Here is a 16,032-nt window from a genome sequence, read left to right on the forward strand (position 1 = left end):
CTCATGTATCTCGTTGAGTTTTAAGAAGAAAATGATGTGTACTCCTTAGCCAAACAAACATATTAACTGGACAGTAAGTAAAATATACAACTGGACCCAAGTCAACTGACGAGCGCGACAAGTGCAGGTTCGCCGATGACGGTGGTGACGGATATTGCAGGCGAATGGACGGAGCGCGCTCGACCCGTGGGCGAGTCATTCGGGAAGACCGCTGCGGCGTCATCTGCACGAGTAAATTCTTTGCGCCGGGACTCGTCTGATAATACGGTCGAGCGCATGAAAAAGCGCAAGAAACGACTGACAAATTCCGAGCACCGCGAGCTGAGCCAGGCGGCGGTGATGGCCGCTGCTGAGTTTCTCTTCGTCACGCAGGGTTACAACGGCACGACGACCGAGAAAATCGGCGAGCTGGCGGGCCTAACCAAGGCCAGTGTGTACTTCTACTATGGTACCAAGGAGGGTGTTCTCCTTGAACTGTTGAACCGGGTGCGTGCAAACGTTCTGGTGCCGTATGTGCAGGTGCTGCGAGATAACGAGCGCTCGCCGACCGAACGCATTACGACATTCCTGGAAATGACAGGCAAGGTGGCGCTGGAACATCCCGGATCGATGCTGTTGCCTATCGTCGTCTCGATTGAGTTCGCGGGTACGGAGTCCGAGGCCAGCCGGAGAGTCAAGGCCGGCTACAACCGGATTGCAGAAGAGATTCGGCGGGTTCTCGAGCTGGGGCAAGCTTCTGGAGTGTTTCGCTCTGACCTCAGCAGCGGAGATATGGCGAGACTCCTCATCTCAACTTGCGATGGGATGATGCTCGAGTGTTTGCGTCACAATCTTCGAATCCAGGTCGATCGTCTCGTTCGCGCGCTTCAGGCGGTTGTCCTGTCAGGACTTCAGGATGCATCACAGACGCCGCGGGAAATCAGCGTTGCAGATGGGCCGTCGGTGCTCGATGTGTTGCGAGGCAACCTTCAGATCGAAGACTAAACAAGGTCGCAATTCTAACAACGGAAGATTGACGATGGCTCAGGTGGCACTTGCGCGCGACACTCGGGACGAGCCGAACGAGGTGGCCCTGCAAACTCGCGTGAAGGCTGGCGGCACGCTCGAAGATATCAGCGAGATGACGCCGCGTTACCGCGATGTTCTCGTTGCGACCATGTCGATTGCTGCCGATCTCGAGATCATGACCTTGCCTCTCGATCTCGATGCGATGCAATTCGCGCCGTGCATCGGCGACAGGATTGCCGTAGCCTCGGCGCTACAGGACGAGATGGGTCATGCCCAGGTCATGTTCCGCATGCTCGAAGAGTTTGGCTTCGATGCATATGAGCGCGTATTCGAGCGCGATCCGGCGACCTTCAAGACATTCTTCATGCTGGAGTGGAACCTGAAGGATCCGATTGACATGGCGATGAGCCATCTCATCGGCGATCAAGCGGGTTACATCACGACTTGCGATCTCGAAGAGCACTGCTCCTTTGGTCCTTACAGCAGGTCGCTGAGGAAAGTGAACTTCGAGGAACAGTTTCACGTCAAGCGTGGCGAGTATTCGGTTCGCCACTACATGCAGCTGGGTCCCGAAGTGAGAAAGCGTGTCCAGGAATCGCTGGACTTCTGGTTTCCGCTTGGTGCCGAATGGTTCGGGGCGACCGATGATGTGAAATCGAGAATGGACCAGCTCCACTACAAGATTCGCGGCAGCAGCAACGACCAGCTTCGTCAGATCTGGCTGTCCCGCGTCGTTCCGTTCTGCGAGCAACTTGGTCTGAAGGTGCCGGCGCATTTTGACGGCGAGAAGGGCATCTACGTGCTCGATTTCGAGATGCCGATCCTCTTCAATGAGGAGACCGGCAAATGGGATTTTCGCAAGGTGACCTGGGCAGAGAAGCTTGCCCAATGGAAGAGGGGTGGTTCAAAGAAAGTGCCCGGACTTCGTCGTATCCAGTCGGAGTTGTGGGGGCATGACCTGTGGTGACCGGGGAGGAAGTTCGGGCGGCGCTACTTTCGGTGAACGATCCACATATTCCGATCGCGATCGAGCGGATGGGAATGGTTCGGGACATCCAGGTTTCGGACATGGGCGTGGTGGACGTCGAGCTTGCCATTCCCTGTCTCGCTTGTCCCGGTGTGTCGATGCTGAAGCAGTCGATCAAGGAAGCCGTAGGCCGGCTCGAGGGAGTCAGGGAAGTCAAGATCAATGAGGGTTGGCACCACGAGTGGACCACCCAGTCAATCGATCCCCTTGCGCGTGAGCATATGCGCCGCTTCGGAATTCAACTCTGAGAGTGTTGCAGATGAAGAAGGTCATTGACAGAAGGTTGGAACTGGGGGGCGACAAGCCCGAGTTCTACGAGATTTTTGCTCGCCGCAGTTCAGCAGAAGCGTTGACCCACATCGGCTCGATCGAGGCGCCGAACGCGGAACTGGCCGAAGCCCGTGCCTGGTTCGTCTACGATCACGAGCCGTGGAAGGAAATGTGCATCGTTCCAACATCGGCGATTATCCCGATTACGGAGCGCGGCAGCGATGTGAAGGTGAAGGTGGTGTGATGACCGACGCAACGTCTGCCGGAAGACTCTCCCAAACCGACCAGCTCCTTCGCGACGAGTTATATTGTATTGCAGATAGCAAGCTCGTTCTGGCGGGTTGGTACATGATTGTTCTGCCCAACGGGCGAGCCATCTCCGACTGGAGTGCGATGTGTGCGATGATGCAGGGACAATACGGGCACGCCCGCGCCCTGTATCAATACCTGGGACATTTTGGCGTGACGCGCGAAGAAGCCGAATGGACGCGCGGAGCGGCGGATATCCGCTCGCCCAAGCTGCTGGACCAACCACCTCGATCATGGTCCGATTTCGTGGCGACGATATTCCTGGCGGAACAGGCGATCTCGACGCAGCTGGGGGCGTACAGGAGTAACCAGGCAGACCGAACGTTGGCGCGCTTGGCCGAGAAGGTTCACAAGGAATCACGTTTCCACGTCAGCTATTCGACCGGTTGGATCAAGGCGTTGAACAAGGATCCGTCGTCCACGATCAAAGCGGATATCCGTCGGCGCTTTGCCGAGACGCTTGAATGGTGGGATGAGAACGATCAGCCCGATGGGCTATTCCGCGCTGGATATCGGGAGGCATCGGACGCCACATTGCGGAAGAGATTTATTGAAGCGGTGGAGGCGACAATCGATGTTTCGGGCCCAGACGTGCCCGCACCTGTGTCGTGGCAGCGTTCGATCCGTCGCAGCGGGAAGCCCGGCATTCCGGACAGCCTGTTCGAACTGATCCGTTTCAAGAATCATGAGCTGGCGCTTCCGTGACCCGGCAAAGGCCAGACTTCGATTTGCCGATAGACATAAGCGAAGTTGTTTGCCCGCACTGCGAGAGCAGCGCGGTGGAAGTCGAATCTCCATTCGGAGGCAGCGTATCGGAAGTCCTGTTCCGGTGCTCCGAGTGCAAGTCGTTCTTTCATTGGGTGAAGTGGCAGCCGGCGGCGAGCGGCTGAACGCACGGCGAACACATCCAAGAGCAGCAGAAGCTGCCGGATCTTCATAACGGGGAGGGTTAGTATGCTCAACCGGGCTATTTCCGTGTCGGATGTTCTCAGGATAACGTCGCGCGCGACGCCGAAGAGCATTGCAATATTCGATGAACAGGGCTCGCTGAGCTATTCCGAGTTCGATAAGATCGTCGATCGCCTTGCTACCAGGCTCTGGAGTCTCGGGGTCGCCAAAGGCGACAAGGTCGCATATCTGCTTTGGAACCAGCGCGAACTACTTCAGTCCTATTTTGCGATCGGGCGCATAGCAGCACTGACCGTTCCTCTGAACTTTCGTCTCAGTGTTGAGGAGATGTCGTACCAGCTTGCCACAGCGCAATGCAAGGTCATCATTGTCGACGAGGACTTAACGGATCTGGCGACCCAGGCAATCAACTTGGCTGGTTCGTCGATTCTGCAAATCGTAGTCGGGTCCGAGGTCAAAGCTGACCAGATAGCCTTTTCCGATGCTATTGGTGACGATGTCCGTGACATTGCAGCGTTTCCGGTCGTTAAGGGTGAGGACGATAGCGGGATTTGGTTCACGTCCGGTACGACAGGACGGCCCAAGGGCGCCGTTGTGAAGCATCGTTCAGCAGTCGCGACAGCGACGTTCTCAGCCATGTCTTACGGCTTCACCTCAGAGGTACGAGCCCTGGCTGTTGCTCCTCTTTTTCACCGGGGCCCGATGGAGAACATCGCCTTGGCTGTCGTCCTGTGCGGCGGAACAAACTTTCTCTTCAGGAAGCTCAGCGCTGCCCAGACGTTGGCATGTCTGGACAAGTATAAGATCAACACCGCATTCATCGTGCCCACGATGGCATGGCAACTTCTCAGCGATCCCGGCTCCAAGGAAAGAGCTTTTCCGTATCTCACGAACTGGATCTCCGCCTCGGCTCCTCTTCCGGCGGCACTTGGTGAACAAATCTGTGAGGCTTTCAAACTCCCAAATGGGGTCACGAACGCTTACGGCATCACGGAGATGTTGTTCGTTTCGAAATGCCCGCCGGCGATGCTGTCGAAGAAGCCCGGGACTGTGGGGTTGCCGGCACCAGGTGCGCAGATCATCATTTATGACCAGACGCGTGGTGTCCTTCCGGCCGGCGAGGTCGGTGAAATTCTCGTCAGCGGGCCGACGGCGTTCTCGCACTATCTCAACAACGACGAAGCGACCCAGGCGGCGATCATCGATATTGACGGGAGTCTTTGGTATCGGAGCGGCGATGTCGGTGTCATCGACTCGGACGGCTATCTAGCGATCAAGGATCGCCTGAAGGACATGATCATCTCGGGCGGTGAAAATATCTACTGCGCGGAGGTCGAACTGGCACTGAGCGAACATCCTGCGGTCCGTGAAGTCTCGGTCGTGGGTGTTCCGGACGAGAAGTGGGGCGAAATTGTTGTTGCGGCGGTCGTTGCGAGCAGCGGCTGCAATATGGACCTTGGCGAGCTCTCGAAGAGTTGCGGCAACCTGGCTGGCTACAAGCGCCCCCGAGAGGTTGTGTGTCTCGATGAATTGCCAAAGAACTCCTTTGGCAAGGTCCGCAAGGACGCGCTCCGCAAGATCGTTTTGGAGAAGCTAGTGAACACGCGGCAGCAGCTGCGCGCTTCCTGATCAAATCTGCTTCTATCGGTCTCAAGTTTCGGTCTCAAGTTACGTACCGGTCGGGCCGCGATCGGCGCGCGTGGTGGTGTTTTGTGCGGTTCAGAGGAGGGAAGGAATGGGTAATCAGTTTGTTAGTAACATACGACGAGCCGTCCTCGTCGGCGTGCTGGCGCTCGGAGCCTGCCAAAGCGAGGCTGCCGAACTGGTCGTCGGCAATACCGCGCCGTATAGCGGGCCGGCATCCGCATACTCGACCATCGGGAAGGGTCTGAGCGCCTACTTCGACATGGTCAATGGAAAGGGGGGCATCGAGGGACGAACGATCCGGTTCCTGTCATACGATGATTCATACAGCCCTCCAAAGACGGTCGAGCAGGTGCGTCGGCTGGTGGAAGGTGACGAGGCTGAGGTGCTGCTTGGTTTGCTCGGCACCGCGACGAATGGTGCGATACAGAAATATGTGAACGCCAAGAAGATACCGCAGCTGTTCTCCGTCACCGCGAGCGGCAAGTTCAACAATCCAGAGAAGTATCCTTGGACAATGGGGTGGCTGCCGACGGTCGTCCTCGAGGCCAAGATCTTCGGCCGATACATATTGGCAACGAAGCCCGATGCCAAGATCGGCGTTCTCTACCAAAACGACGATCTTGGCCGAGACGCCTTGAATGCGCTGAAGTCTTCTCTCGGACCACGAGCTTCGGAAATGATCGTGTCGACCCAGAAGTACGAGGTCACAGATCCGACCATCGATTCCCAGATCGTCTCGATGAAGACGGCGGGGGCAAACGTCTTCTATAACGCAGCGACGGCCAAGTTTGCAGCGCAAGCGATCAAGGCGGCCCATGCTGGTGGATGGAAACCACTGCAGCTGCTGTCGTCGATCTCGGCGAACATCAATACGGTACTGAAGCCCGCCGGCATTGATGCGTCGCGAGACATCGTCTCGGCCTTCTACCTGAAGGATCCGACCGATCCCCAATGGGCAAATGATCCTGCGATGGTCGACTACCGTGACTGGATGAAGAAGTACTACGCCGCGGGCGATCCGGACAATCCTTTCAACGTGATCGCGTACAGTATTGGTCAAACCTTCGAAGTGGTTCTCAGGACCTGCGGGAACGACGTATCCAAGGCCAACGTCATGGCAAAGGCGGCGTCTCTCAACGATGTCGAGCTATCCATGTTTTTGCCCGGCATCAAACTTAAGACCTCCAAGTCCGACTATTTCCCGATCCAGCAATTGCAGTTGGGGCGCTTCGACGGGGAGCGTTGGGCGCTGTTCGGCAATGTTTATGCAGATGAAACAGAGGACGTGTCGGATAAGGACTAAAGAACCTCTTTCGACCTGTTTCCTGTATCAGTCGGCCGGGCTTGGTGCTTTGTCCGGGCAGGATCTGTCATTCGGACAACGACTCGTGACTTGCAAAATGCAAGTCACGATGTATTCTCCTCATAAATGAGAAAGCGGCCGTTTCGAAAGCAGCGCCGACACACAGGAGGCAAGTTTGTCCGAGGACGTGCTCGTGACGCGCGAAGAGCGCGGCAATATCTCCGTCTTGACCATGGTTTATCGGCCATACAACCTGCTCGGCCCAAAGCTCATCAATGCGCTGGTGGAGCAGGTCGAGGCGGCCCAGAAGGCCGGCAGCCGCGCCATCGTGATCCGCAGCGGACTGCGCCATTTCTCCGCCGGCGCGGATCTGGATATCTTCGATAAGCGGGTCGCCGCAGGTGCCGTTGATCAGGCCAGCGAAAACAGGCGGCTGAACGGTGTCGAATTCCTGCGTTTCATGGAGTTGTTGCCGATTCCGCTGATCGCCAGCGTTCACGGTGTCTGCCTTGGTGGCGGACTCGAGCTTGCGCTCTCCTGCGACTACATCATCGCCGCCTCTTCGGCAAAGATCGGATCGGTCGAGGCGACGCTTGGGCTTCATCCTCTGCTCGGCGGAATCCAGCGCCAGGTACAGCGGATCGGTGCTCAGCGCGCCAAGGAGATGTCGATGCTGGCACGGCGCTACGACGCGCCGACGCTGGAGAAATGGGGCCTGATCAATCTCACCGTGCCAGAAGAGTCGCTGGAACAGGCCACGATGACGCTTGCGGAGGAGTTCGCGCAAGGCCCGACCGTGGCGCATGCGGCCACGAAGCAGCTTGCGTATATCGCGGTCAATGAAGGCGTTGCTGCTGCCGATGAGGCGATGGCAAGGGTGCAGGCGCCGATTTGGGCCTCGGAAGACCTGAAGACCGGTCTCGCGTCATTCCGCAAGAATGGCCCGGGTCTGGCAAAATTCGCGGGGCGCTGACATGAGCGGCCCTTTGAGCGGAATCCGTGTGGTCGACTTCTCCCGCGTGCTCGCCGGCCCGTTATGCGCACGGACATTGCAGGATCTTGGCGCCGAGGTCATCAAGATCGAGCCGCCAAGCCCTGATGTCTCGCGCTTCGCATTTCCGTCGACCGACGGCATGTCGGGCTATTACGCGCAGCAAAATGCGGGCAAGCGCAATGTCAGTATCAACCTCAATGTGCCCGGCGCCTATGAACTGGCGCTGAAACTCTGCGACACGGCCGATGTCGTCGTCGAGAATTTCCGTGCGGGCACGCTGGGTTTCTTCGGTCTCGACTATGAGACTCTCTCAAAGCGAAATCCGCGATTGATCTATGCCTCGATCACTGGTTATGGCCAGGGAGGACCGTGGCGAAGTCGGATGGCATACGCACCGACCGTACAGGCCGAGGCCGGCTTCACCGAAAACAGCGTTCGCCATTATGGCAGTGCGCTGACTGAACCACGCACGGACAGTCTGTCGCACGCGGACGTCTATGCTGGAATGCAGGCTGTGATCGCTATCCTGGCAGCGCTCAACAGCCGTCAGAAGTCCGGGCGCGGCCAGTACATCGATGTCGCGATGGCTGCGACGCTGCTGGCGGTCAACGAACGCGCGCATGTCGATCTCTCCGACGATGATATCGGTGCCGAACCTGCCGTGCTCGGCGCCACCGACTGCTCGTTCTTTACCGGACCGCAAGGGGAGCACTTCACGGTCGCGACCAGCATTGTCGGGAGCCGGACCTTTCCATCGTGGCTGCGCGCGATGCGCCGCGCGGACCTGATGGACGATCCGCGGTTCTGCAATGCGGCCGCGCGCCGGCTGAATTTCGGTGCGCTGCACCAGATCATCCAATCGTGGATACTGACCTTCCCGGACATGGCAACGCTGGACGCCCAGTTCGACGAGGCCAAGATCGCGATGGGCGAGATCCGCTCGATCAAGGAACTCACGGCGTCCGAATGGAGCGACTATTGGGGGGCCGTGCAATACGTATCCGACCGCAGCGGCGGCCAGTATCGCCTGCCCGGACGTCCCTGGCGCTTTTCGGCCGAAGAGCTGACGCCGATCGGGACGCCGGCCTTTCAAGGTGAGCATAACGTTGCGGTGTTCAGCGAACTCGGCGTCAGCGAGACCGAATTGAAGCGCTTGAGCGAAGCCGGCGTTCTGGTGACACATCGGCGCGCGCTCGAACCTGACGTTGCCGCCAAACCGCAGACCGAGCCAGGTCAGGCAGCCTGATCGACCGAGAAACAGGCCAAGGTACGTGAGACTGGACATACGCGAGCTCGGCCCAATATGGTACGGGGGTCGCGTTCGGAGCTGAAAAGAGCCATGTCCGGCGTAAAGCAAGGCCGCCTCGCAAACAAGGAATGCTCCATGGCGCGAGCCATGGAAATCGTCGGCGATCGCTGGACGATCCTGATCCTGCGAGAGGCTTATTATGGTGTGAAGCGATTCGACGAATTCGAGTACTACGTCGGCGTGGCCCCCAATATCCTAAGTAGCCGGCTGAAGAAGCTTGTCGAGGCAGGCGTCATGGCTCGTGTGCCGCTGCCCGAGCACGCCGGCCGATGCGAATATGTTCTGACCGAAAAAGGACGCGACTTTTTCCCTGCCTATCTTGCGTTGAAGAAATGGGGTGACAGCTGGCTGGCGGAGCCGGCCGGCCCGCAAGTGGTTTTTCGTGACCGGCATGCCGGACGTCCGATCGAGTATCCGGAATTGCGGACAGCCGGCGGCAAGGCGCTACGCCTCGAAGACGTCGAGGTGGTCGCGGGAGCCGGCGCCGTGCCGTTCAACCGCAGGCGGTTTGGCGCAGCTTCAGCCGGCAAGGCGACCGAAGCGCCAAGGCGCGCCTCACGCAAGGGCAAGTAGCGCGCGCCTTGTCTCCGTCCTGACCAGGCTCGCGCGATACTCAGCCGAAGCGTAGCGGTCCGACAGGCACTCGGTCGCTGCGCTCTGGAGCCTCGCGGCTTCCTCGATATTCTCTCGCGACAGTGGCTTGCCCACCAGGAATTTTGCCGCGACATCAGCCGGAAATGCATGGCTCGCCGCGCCGGTCACGCCGATCGATACGTCGGCGGCGACGCCAGTGACGGCGACACCTGCTGCGACGCCGACAACGGCATAGCCGCTCGCAGGATGGCGGATTTTTCTGTAGGTGAAGCGCATGCCTGTCGCCGGGCGCGGGATATGGATGGTCGCGAGCACCTCGCCAGGCTCCAGCGCGGTGGAGAAGATATCGACAAAGAAGTCAGTCGCTGCCACGCGTCGTGATCCGTTGACGCTTGCGATCTCCAGCTCTGCCTTCAACGCGATCATGACGGCCGGCCAATCGGCGGCGGGATCGGCATTGGCGAGCGATCCACCAATGGTGCCGCGGTTGCGCACCTGCGGATCGGCGATCAAATTGGCGGCCTGGCGGAAGATCGGCAGCACCTGGTGGAGCGGTTCGGATACAAGGAGCTCTGCATGCGTCGTCAGCGCACCAATGCTGATGCTGTTCTCGCTGACCTGAATTCCTTTCATTTCTGCGATGCCGCGGATATCGACCAGCAGCGCGGGCGAAGCCAGCCGAAGCTTCAGCGTCGGGATCAGCGTATGACCGCCGGCGACCAGCTTCGTGCCCTCCGGATCACGCTGCAATAGATTCATCGCCTCCGCGAGCGAGCCCGCGCGGACATAATCGAAAGCTGCGGGGATCATTGGCCTGCTCCGTTGCGTGCGTTCTGCACCGCCGCCCAGATGCGCGGCGGCGTCAGCGGCATGTCGAGGTGGCGGATGCCGAAGGGCGACAGGGCGTCGAGCACGGCGTGAACCATGCAAGGCGGTGCTGCGATCGAGCCGCTTTCGCCGATGCCCTTGACGCCGATCGGATTGGTCGGGGAGGGCGTCTCCTGGAACAGCGAGGTGATATCAGGCACATGCTCGGCGCGCGGCACGGCGTAATCGAGCAGCGAGCCGGTTAGGAGCTGTCCGTTGTCGGGATCGTAACTGACTTCCTCATAGAGCGCCTGCGCGATGCCTTGCACGACACCACCGTGGATCTGCCCCGCCGCGAGCAGCGGATTGATCAGCGTGCCCACGTCGTCGACCGCGACATAGTCGATGATGTCGACGATCCCGGTCTCGGGATCGACCTCGACATAGGCCAGATGCACGCCGGATGGCGCGCTCATGCCGATCGGATCGTAGAACTCGGTTTCGTCGAGGCCCGGCGCGACACCGTCGGGGAGCTTGTGGCCGACATAGGCCATGCGTGCGACCTTGCCGAAGGTCAAGGGCGCAATGTCAGTGCCGGGCACGCTGAACTGGCCCGCGGCATAGGTAACGTCCCTCTCGTCGACCTCCAGCATGCCCGCGGCGATCTTCTTTGCTTTTGCAATGATGCGCTGCGAGCAGACATGCAGGCTCGATCCGCCGACCGCCATCGAGCGGGAGTTGAAGGTGCCGTGGCCGGCCTGTACCTGGCGGGTGTCGCCCTGGATCACGTCGATGTTCTCGATCGGAATTTGCAGCACGTCGGCGGCGATCTGCGACAGCGAGGTGACGTGGCCATGGCCCTGGCTCATCGAGCCCGAATAGACCGTGGCGCGACCGCTGGAATCGATCGCAACCCGCGCGCTCTCCCAGCCGCCGCGATCGAATCCGATCGACGCAAGACGCCGCGACGGCGCCATGCCGCACATATGGGTGTAGGCGGCGACGCCGATGCCGCGATAGATGCCGTTGCGTCGCAATGTCTCGCGCTCGTTCCGGCGAGCGTCGTAGTTGAAGGCGGCGAGTGCCTTGTCTAGAAGGCCCTGATAATTGCCGCTATCGTAGATCACGGCCATGCCGCCATAGGGCCGGTAGGGAAAATCGGCGGGCTGAATGAAATTCTTCCGCCTGATCTCGACCTGATCCAGATTCAGATGACGCGCCACGACGTCGATGGCACGCTCGGCGATATAGGCGCCTTCCGGCCGGCCATAGCCACGATAGGCATCGACGGGCACTGTGTTGGTAACGACGACGCGCGACGTCGCCTCATAGTTCGCGATTCTGTAGTTGCCCGTGCCGAAATTGACGGTGTTCACGGTCGGCCCACCGCTCGCCATGTTGGAGAGATACGCGCCGACATTGCCTAATGTTTCGACCTTCAGTCCGAGAATGGTGCCGTCGTTCTTGATCGCGACCTCGATATTCTCGGTGTGGGCGCGGCCATGGCTGGTCGATTGATGGCTCTCGGAACGGCTTTCCCACCATTTCACCGGCGCGCCGAGTTCGCGCGCGAGATGCGGACAGAGCAGTTCCTCCGGATAGAGATGCATCTTGGCACCAAAGCCGCCGCCGATATCGGGCGCGACGACGCGCAACAGGTGTTCCGGAATGCCGACAGTCTCGGCAATCCAGCGCCGGTGCATGTGCGGCACCTGGCTTGGCATGTACACGGTCAAGGTGCCGTCGGGATCTGGATGGGCGACTACGCTGCGGGTCTCCATGCAGGTCGGGATCAGGCGGTTGTTGACCACGCGCAACTTGACCACCTGGTCGGCGTCAACGGCCGCCTTGGCATAGTCGCCGCCGCGCACCTTGTAGATAGTGGTGATGTTGCCGGGCACGTTGTCATGGAGCTGGGGCGCATCGGCGGCGATCGCGGCTTCTTCGTCAACGACGGCGGGCAATACCTCATAATCCACGTCGATCAGGCCGACGGCGTCATAGGCTTGGGCAAGCGTTTCCGCGACCACCAGCGCGACGCATTCTCCGACGAACCGTACGCGATCAATGGCGACCACCGGACGGAACGGCACTTTCGTGCCTGGCATGATCCAGTTTGGAACGATCGGGCCGATCTTGCCCTCAAGGTCACGGCCGGCGAGGGCGAGGCGAACGCCTGGCGCTGCCTTGGCCGCGCCGAGGTCGACGTTCCTGATGATGGCATGCGCATGCGGCGATCGTGCGATTGCCATATGGAGCACGCCGGGCAGCTTGATGTCGTCGACATAGCGGCCCTTGCCGGTGAGGAACTTGAAATCCTCGCGGCGCTTCAGGGGCTTGCCGATGTAGTGGAGCACGGTTGCGTTCATGGCGATCAGCCTTTCGCGACAAGGGATTCAATGGCGCGCACGATGTTCTGATAGCCGGTGCAGCGGCAGATGTTGCCGGCAATGCCGTGGCGGATGTCGTCGTGGCCTGGATCGGGGTGGGCGCGCAGCAATTGGCGCGCGCTCATGATCATGCCTGGCGTGCAGAAGCCGCATTGCAGCGCGTGATGCTCATGGAAGGCAGTCTGCACCGGATCCAGGGCCGATCCGGCCGGCGACACGCCCTCGATCGTCGTGATCGAGGCGCCGTCAGCCATGACGGCGAGCACTGTGCAGGATTTTGTCGCCAGTCCGTCGACCTCGACGGTGCAGGCACCGCATTGCGAGGTGTCGCAGCCGATATGCGTGCCGGTCAGGCCGAGATCGTCCCTGATCAAGTGGACCAGCAGCTTGCGGCTCTCGACCTCGAATGTCCGGCGCGTGCCATTGATCTCGATCGTCACTGGGTGACGCTTCTCCGCTTCGGCCATGGATCCTCCGATCGCGGCCCGACGACCGCGTGCTCTTTGTCGAGCAACCCGATACCACTAACTCTAATAATAAGAGTAACTAAAAAGCAAGGTCTTTTCGGAGGTTGTTCGCACAATAAATTTACTCTAATGATTAGAGCGATATGCGGAGTGATGACGATGCGGTCGAAGAGTTTCGAGGGAATGGTGTGCTCGATTGCGGGCGTTCTGGAGGCCGTGGGCGACCGCTGGGCGATGTTGATCCTGCGTGATCTCGGCCTTGGGCTCCGTCGCTACGACGACCTGCGCAAATCGACCGGCGTCACCCACGCCACACTGTCCGATCGTCTCAAGCATCTTGAACAGAATGAACTGATCGAGCGGCGTCTGTATCAGACGGGTCCTGATCGCTATGAATACGTTCTGACGCCAAAGGGCGTTGACGTTATTCTCGTGATCCAAGCTCTCGCGCAGGTCGGCGACAAATGGCAGATCGCGGGAGAGCAAGGTCCGCCGCTGAAATTCGTCGATCAGAGCACCGGGCGGGCGGTCAAGCTTGCGCTTGTCGACGAGAAATCGGGTGAAGTTGTTCGTCCGCGCGATGTGCGGCCGCAGGCCGGCCCGGGTGCCGACGATCTCGTACGCTGGCGGCTGACGAAGTTCGACAGATCGCGGTAATCGCTCTCTCTCTCTCTCTCTCTCTCGAGCGCTCGTGCCGATCGATTTGCGGTTCGGGTTCAGGTCCGCGACCTCTGTCGAACGGCCGCTCGGCGCAGAAGCTCAGCATTATGTCCGCGCCGGCGGGCTCGATCTGGCCATTCCGGCGTTATAGCCATAGGAGACTTTCATACCGCCGTAGACAGGCGCGGGGTAGGATGTTCCCTCAAGAGAGCGAGGACAGGCCATGGTGAAACCGTCGAAGACCCGCATTGGCAACCACACCCTGCACCCGGAAACGCTGATGCTGAACTACGGCTACGATCCGCAGTTATCGGAGGGAGCCGTCAAACCCCCGGTCTTCCTGACGTCGACGTTCGTCTTCAGGACCGCGGAAGATGGCAAGGACTTCTTCGATTTCGTCGCGGGCCGGCGCGAACCACCGGAGGGGATGGGCGCGGGCCTGGTCTACTCGCGGTTCAATCATCCCAATAGCGAGATCGTGGAGGACAGGCTCGCCGTCTACGAACGCACGGAGAATTGCGTGCTGTTCTCGTCCGGCATGGCGGCAATTTCGACCACGATCCTGGCATTCGCGCGGCCTGGCGATGTGATCCTGCATTCTCAACCGCTGTATGGCGGGACGGAAACGCTGTTTGCAAACACGCTTGCGAAGCTCTCCATTGGCGCCGTGGGCTTCGCCGATGGTCTCGACGAGACCGCAGTCAGGCACGCGGCGGAGGACGCCATGCGCAGGGGCCGAGTTACGATGATCTTCATCGAAACTCCGGCAAATCCCACCAATGGCCTGGTCGATATCGCGATGATCCGCCGTATCGCCGAGCTGATCGGCCAGGTCCAGGGCCACACGCCGATCGTCGCATGCGATAATACCTTGCTCGGGCCGTTGTTTCAGCTGCCGATCGAGCATGGGGCCGATCTCTCCCTGTACTCGCTGACCAAGTATGTCGGAGGCCATTCCGACCTGATCGCCGGTGCCGCGCTCGGCTCAAAGGCTCTGATGAAGGACGTCAAGGCGTTGCGGGGCGCCATCGGCACGCAACTGGATCCCCATTCCTGCTGGATGATCAGCCGGTCGCTCGAAACCCTGAGCTTGCGGATGGAAAAGGCCGACAGAAATGCGCGCCTCGTGGCTGACTATCTGCGTGATCATCCCAAAGTGGAGAAAGTCCACTATCTTGCGCACCACGCAGCGGATTCTCCGGCTGGCCGTCTGTTCGCGAGGCAATGCAGTGGCGCAGGCTCCACCTTTTCATTCGATATTGTCGGCGGCCAGCCGGCTGCATTCAAATTCCTGAACGCGCTGCAAATCCTCAAACTGGCGGTGAGCCTGGGCGGCACCGAGTCGCTTGCCAGCCACCCTGCGACCATGACCCACTCAGGCGTCCCGGCCGACATCCGTCAAAGGATAGGCGTGCTCGACTCCACGATCCGGTTGTCTGTTGGCATCGAGCACCCTTCCGATCTGATCGCAGACATCGCGCAGGCTTTGATCGAGGCATAGCTACCGCGCAACGCGAGGCGCGGGCCCAGCCGCGATGCGGCCGGCCAGCGCGTCAGCAGCAACTAAGCCAGTCCCAAGCCGCCGTCTACAGCGATCACCTGACCAGTGATCCATTCCGAACCGGGGCCGGCAAGCCGCACGATCCATTCCGCGACGTCGTCCGGAACGCCGCGCCGCCCGAGCGGAATGCGCGCGCGCTCCTGTTCCTTGATGGCCGTAGCCTGTTCCGGCGACAGGCCCATCATGCCTGTCAGAGCGCCGGATTCCGTGGGGCCCGCCGCGACGGCATTCACGCGTATGCCGAGTGGCGCAAGCTCCAGCGCCCAGCAGCGGGTCAAGTGCTCCAAAGCTGCCTTGCTGGCTGCGTAGTGGGACAGTCCGGCCGCCGGCCTGTGACCGAAGATGCTCGATATATTGACGATCGTGCCTCGCGTTTCCGTCAGGTGAGGGAGGGCAGCAGCGGCGAGCAAACTTGGGCCGAGCACGTTGACGGAGAAAATGTCCATGATCCGATCGGCCGTTGTATGGGCCAGCGGAAGGATTGCACCCGCGCCCGCGTTGTTGATCAGCGCATCAATCCTGCCCCAGGTATCGAGCGCCATGGTGATTGTGCGCTTGGCATCCTCGGCGGAGGCGGCATCGGCAACCAGGCCGGCGATGTTCGCATGCTCGGCAACCGTTTCTTCGATGACACCGGCACGCCGGCCGGTGATGAGCACCTTATCGCCTTGCCCGGCGAAACGCAGCGCCGCAGCCCGGCCGATGCCGGAGCTGCCGCCCGTTACGATGACCACCTTTTCACTCTGCATATTCGATTCCTCTCTCACTGCGCGGCAA

General features: G+C 60.1%; 16 protein-coding genes. 12 read left to right on the top strand and 4 right to left on the bottom strand.

The window, feature by feature from the left end:
* Window positions 1–135 precede the first annotated feature (135 nt).
* The 10 genes from K288_RS0128735 to K288_RS46870 all read left to right on the top strand — a co-directional run bounded on the left by K288_RS0128735 (window position 136) and on the right by K288_RS46870 (window position 9,349).
* Window positions 136–984, top strand: coding sequence for a TetR/AcrR family transcriptional regulator (locus K288_RS0128735; RefSeq protein WP_084799766.1), 849 nt, complete (start codon window positions 136–138; stop codon window positions 982–984).
* Window positions 932–1,975: a Phenylacetic acid catabolic protein gene (locus K288_RS0128740; RefSeq protein ID WP_244443293.1), complete on the top strand. Its 1,044-nt coding sequence runs from the start codon at window positions 932–934 to the stop codon at window positions 1,973–1,975. Before K288_RS0128735 ends, K288_RS0128740 begins: the two co-directional genes overlap by 53 nt.
* Window positions 1,972–2,283 carry an iron-sulfur cluster assembly protein gene (locus tag K288_RS46855; RefSeq protein ID WP_256378852.1) on the top strand — a complete coding sequence of 104 codons (312 nt, stop codon included), beginning with the start codon at window positions 1,972–1,974 and terminating at the stop codon, window positions 2,281–2,283. The genes K288_RS0128740 and K288_RS46855 overlap by 4 nt, the downstream gene beginning before the upstream one ends.
* An 11-nt stretch (window positions 2,284–2,294) precedes the next feature.
* Window positions 2,295–2,549, top strand: a complete 255-nt coding sequence (locus K288_RS0128750) for a phenylacetic acid degradation b (protein ID WP_051334796.1) — start codon at window positions 2,295–2,297, stop codon at window positions 2,547–2,549.
* A complete protein-coding gene (locus K288_RS0128755) occupies window positions 2,549–3,319 on the top strand; it encodes a Phenylacetic acid catabolic protein (protein WP_152535723.1) in 771 nt (256 codons plus the stop codon). The genes K288_RS0128750 and K288_RS0128755 overlap by 1 nt, the downstream gene beginning before the upstream one ends.
* 249 nt (window positions 3,320–3,568) lie before the next feature.
* Window positions 3,569–5,152 (top strand): class I adenylate-forming enzyme family protein, encoded by a 1,584-nt coding sequence (locus tag K288_RS49760; protein ID WP_051334790.1) that lies wholly within the window; start codon window positions 3,569–3,571, stop codon window positions 5,150–5,152.
* Between the two features lie 106 nt (window positions 5,153–5,258).
* The gene (locus tag K288_RS46865; protein ID WP_084799768.1) at window positions 5,259–6,473 is read left to right on the top strand and encodes an ABC transporter substrate-binding protein; all 1,215 of its coding nucleotides are present in this window, start codon (window positions 5,259–5,261) and stop codon (window positions 6,471–6,473) included.
* 175 nt (window positions 6,474–6,648) lie between these two features.
* Window positions 6,649–7,446, top strand: a complete 798-nt coding sequence (locus K288_RS0128770; RefSeq protein WP_084799769.1) for an enoyl-CoA hydratase/isomerase family protein — start codon at window positions 6,649–6,651, stop codon at window positions 7,444–7,446.
* Window position 7,447: 1 nt separating this feature from the next.
* On the top strand, window positions 7,448–8,713 hold the full coding sequence (locus K288_RS0128775) for a CoA transferase (protein ID WP_027582672.1): 1,266 nt from the start codon (window positions 7,448–7,450) through the stop codon (window positions 8,711–8,713).
* 138 nt (window positions 8,714–8,851) lie between these two features.
* Window positions 8,852–9,349, top strand: coding sequence for a helix-turn-helix domain-containing protein (locus K288_RS46870; protein WP_084799770.1), 498 nt, complete (start codon window positions 8,852–8,854; stop codon window positions 9,347–9,349).
* On the opposite strand, the gene K288_RS0128785 is transcribed toward K288_RS46870, so the two are convergent.
* From K288_RS0128785 to K288_RS0128795, 3 genes are read right to left on the bottom strand one after another with little or no spacing between them, the layout of a single operon-like run.
* Complete coding sequence (locus K288_RS0128785) at window positions 9,332–10,180, bottom strand: xanthine dehydrogenase family protein subunit M (protein ID WP_027582673.1); 849 nt, start codon at window positions 10,178–10,180, stop codon at window positions 9,332–9,334. The two genes, K288_RS46870 and K288_RS0128785, sit on opposite strands and share 18 nt — an antisense overlap.
* A complete protein-coding gene (locus K288_RS0128790; RefSeq protein WP_043160993.1) occupies window positions 10,177–12,546 on the bottom strand; it encodes a xanthine dehydrogenase family protein molybdopterin-binding subunit in 2,370 nt (789 codons plus the stop codon). The genes K288_RS0128785 and K288_RS0128790 overlap by 4 nt, the downstream gene beginning before the upstream one ends.
* 5 nt (window positions 12,547–12,551) lie before the next feature.
* Entirely contained in the window at window positions 12,552–13,034 is a 483-nt protein-coding gene (locus tag K288_RS0128795) for a (2Fe-2S)-binding protein (protein WP_027582675.1), read from the bottom strand.
* A 159-nt stretch (window positions 13,035–13,193) separates the two neighbouring features.
* On the opposite strand from K288_RS0128795, the gene K288_RS0128800 reads away from it, so the two are divergent.
* Both K288_RS0128800 and K288_RS0128810 read left to right on the top strand, forming a co-directional pair.
* Entirely contained in the window at window positions 13,194–13,691 is a 498-nt protein-coding gene (locus K288_RS0128800; protein ID WP_027582676.1) for a helix-turn-helix domain-containing protein, read from the top strand.
* A 226-nt stretch (window positions 13,692–13,917) separates the two neighbouring features.
* The gene (locus K288_RS0128810; RefSeq protein WP_027582677.1) at window positions 13,918–15,195 is read left to right on the top strand and encodes a cystathionine gamma-synthase family protein; all 1,278 of its coding nucleotides are present in this window, start codon (window positions 13,918–13,920) and stop codon (window positions 15,193–15,195) included.
* Window positions 15,196–15,257: 62 nt separating this feature from the next.
* On the opposite strand, the gene K288_RS0128815 is transcribed toward K288_RS0128810, so the two are convergent.
* Window positions 15,258–16,004 carry an SDR family oxidoreductase gene (locus K288_RS0128815; RefSeq protein WP_027582678.1) on the bottom strand — a complete coding sequence of 249 codons (747 nt, stop codon included), beginning with the start codon at window positions 16,002–16,004 and terminating at the stop codon, window positions 15,258–15,260.
* Window positions 16,005–16,032: the final 28 nt, after the last annotated feature.

It is taken from the genome of Bradyrhizobium sp. Ai1a-2 (assembly GCF_000426245.1).
Lineage (GTDB): Bacteria > Pseudomonadota > Alphaproteobacteria > Rhizobiales > Xanthobacteraceae > Bradyrhizobium.